The organism is Ochrovirga pacifica (assembly GCF_000220525.1).
Taxonomy (GTDB): Bacteria; Bacteroidota; Bacteroidia; order Flavobacteriales; family Flavobacteriaceae; genus Ochrovirga; species Ochrovirga pacifica.
In genome coordinates this window covers 1-2,149 of sequence record NZ_AFPK01000030.1, presented here as the reverse complement: position 1 = coordinate 2,149, position 2,149 = coordinate 1, and the positions used below count along the sequence as shown (strand labels likewise).

Sequence of the window (2,149 nt, the reverse complement as noted above, 5' to 3'; positions counted from 1 at the left end):
TTACTAACTAAAACTTCCTTTTGACTAATTAACAAAGGGATTTTTTTGTTTTTTTATACAGAAAATATTAAAAAACAACCGCTGCAATTCTTTTTCAACAACTTTGTATTTATTTTTAACAAAAAAATCAACATGAAAACCCCACTAAACATCCTTAGCAAAGAATTATTGTCCAACGATTATTATACTTTACACAAAGTAAATTATCAATTCATCAACCAAAATGGTGTATGGGAAAAAGCCTCTAGAGAATCTTATGACAAAGGTAATGGCACTACCATACTGTTGTACAATACAACAACCCAAAAAATTATCTTAACCAAACAACTTAGAATCCCCACCCACTTTAACGGCAATCCAGGAGGAATGTTGTTAGAGGCTTGTGCAGGAGGTGTAGAAGGGGCTGAAAGTCCAGAAAGTGCTATCTTAAGAGAAACTGAAGAAGAAACAGGCTATAGAGTACCCAAAGTCCAACAAATTTTTCAAGCATATATGTCACCGGGTTCTGTAACCGAAATTTTGTACTTTTTTATAGCTCCTTACAACGAATATATGAAAGTAGGTTCTGGAGGTGGATTGATAGAAGAAAATGAAAATATCACAGTAGTTGAATTAGATTTTAACGAAGCTTATAAAATGATTGGTCATGAAATTATAGACGCTAAAACCATTATGTTGTTACAATATTTAAAAATTCATAAATTGATGTCGTAGTTATGTTATTTTAAAACATTATGATGTGATAGCTTATTAATCAATACCCTATATTTGTAATACAAAAGCAATCTTTTATTTTATGCAAAAAATAAAATTATTTTTTAGTTATCTCTTTATCTTATTTCTAATAGGATGTGCGGCCAAAGATGTGGAAGGAAAATTATATAAAGAAGAGGAAGAAGACCTACCAACTGGTTCGGATATTGTATGCAAAACAGGAGGCAATACTCCTTCTAGTAGTGATTTGCTAAACAAAAACGTACTCATTATTGCATCAGGAGTTTCAAATGAATCTGGTTCTATAGAAACACCTGGTAATGTTGTTTACATAGACAGTGATGGAAGCATAACTTCTAAAACTTTGTTTCAAGATAAAAATGATAAAGCTCTTGATCAAGCTATTATAAACGCTTTTGCCTATAACAACAATCTTAACAACCAAAAAACAATACTTTGTTTGAATGATAGAATTGTTTCTTTAAACACTTGTACTTTTACCGTTCCATATGCTGAAGATGAGTCCGGTAATTTAGTTGAAATAGTAGTACTGGAAGGACTAGCACAAGCTAGAGATATAGTCATTGAAGGAAACTCTGCTTATATAACGAATTGGGGAATTAACACAAACGACGGTACCGAAAAACCTTACATTGCTTATTTTAACCTTAATGGGGAATGGCCTGTTTATCAACCTACTAATGTGGAAGCACTCAATATAAAAAAACCTGAAAAATTAATCTATCAATCTCCTTATTTAATTGCCAATCATATAGAAAGTTCTGTTATTTCTATTGTTGCTAGTGATAATAATAATCTTATCGAAAAGGACTTAAACGATTACCCTATAGATCTAACCAAACTTTCTAACGGAAATATAGCGGTATTGTGCAGTGGTGATAAAATAAAACAAAACAATAATGGATTAACAAACACCCAATATCAGCCCGCAATATTTGAAATAACTCCTTCTACGGGTAATATTGTAAAAACCCTATTACTGCCATACCAATCTGATTTAGTATTGGAAGCAACTTCTTTGGCTGTTGACGATAACACTTACTATTATGCTTTATCGGGGAATTCATCTGGTAATAGTGTTTACAAGTTAGGTATAAATCAAGAAGTATCAGAAGCTGAACTTATCTATACTACATCAGGAAATGTACCTATTGAAAAAATAGCTGTTAACGATGGTGTTTTGTACATGATTCTTAGATCTGAAGGATCTACGGAAGGAAATTTTATTGCCTATGATATAGCTGAGAAAAGAGTATTGGTAAATGAAAATACTGGAGGTATTGGTTCTCACAAAATCTATTTATTAGAAGACGACTTCGAACTAAACCCTTAATCGTATTTTTAATGATAAACAAAACATTAAGACTATTCGTTTTATAAATAACTGTCCAAAAAAGCCTTACAAAACAATTGT

The 2,149-nt window shown here is 31.5% G+C and carries 2 protein-coding genes; both read left to right on the top strand.

From position 1 onward, the window contains the following. Nucleotides 1-132: 132 nt before the first annotated feature. Nucleotides 133-714, top strand: a complete 582-nt coding sequence (locus FS85_RS0105790) for an NUDIX domain-containing protein (protein ID WP_029489293.1) — start codon at nt 133-135, stop codon at nt 712-714. A gap of 82 nt (nt 715-796) precedes the next feature. Then, entirely contained in the window at nt 797-2,068 is a 1,272-nt protein-coding gene (locus FS85_RS0105785; RefSeq protein WP_010135159.1) for a hypothetical protein, read from the top strand. The last annotated feature ends 81 nt before the right edge of the window (nt 2,069-2,149 follow it).

Excerpts from the sequence above, each read along its gene's own strand:
- FS85_RS0105785 (WP_010135159.1), top strand. The coding sequence starts at position 797 with ATGCAAAAAATAAAATTATTTTTTAGTTATCTCTTTATCTTATTTCTA.
- FS85_RS0105790 (WP_029489293.1), top strand. The coding sequence starts at position 133 with ATGAAAACCCCACTAAACATCCTTAGCAAAGAATTATTGTCCAACGAT.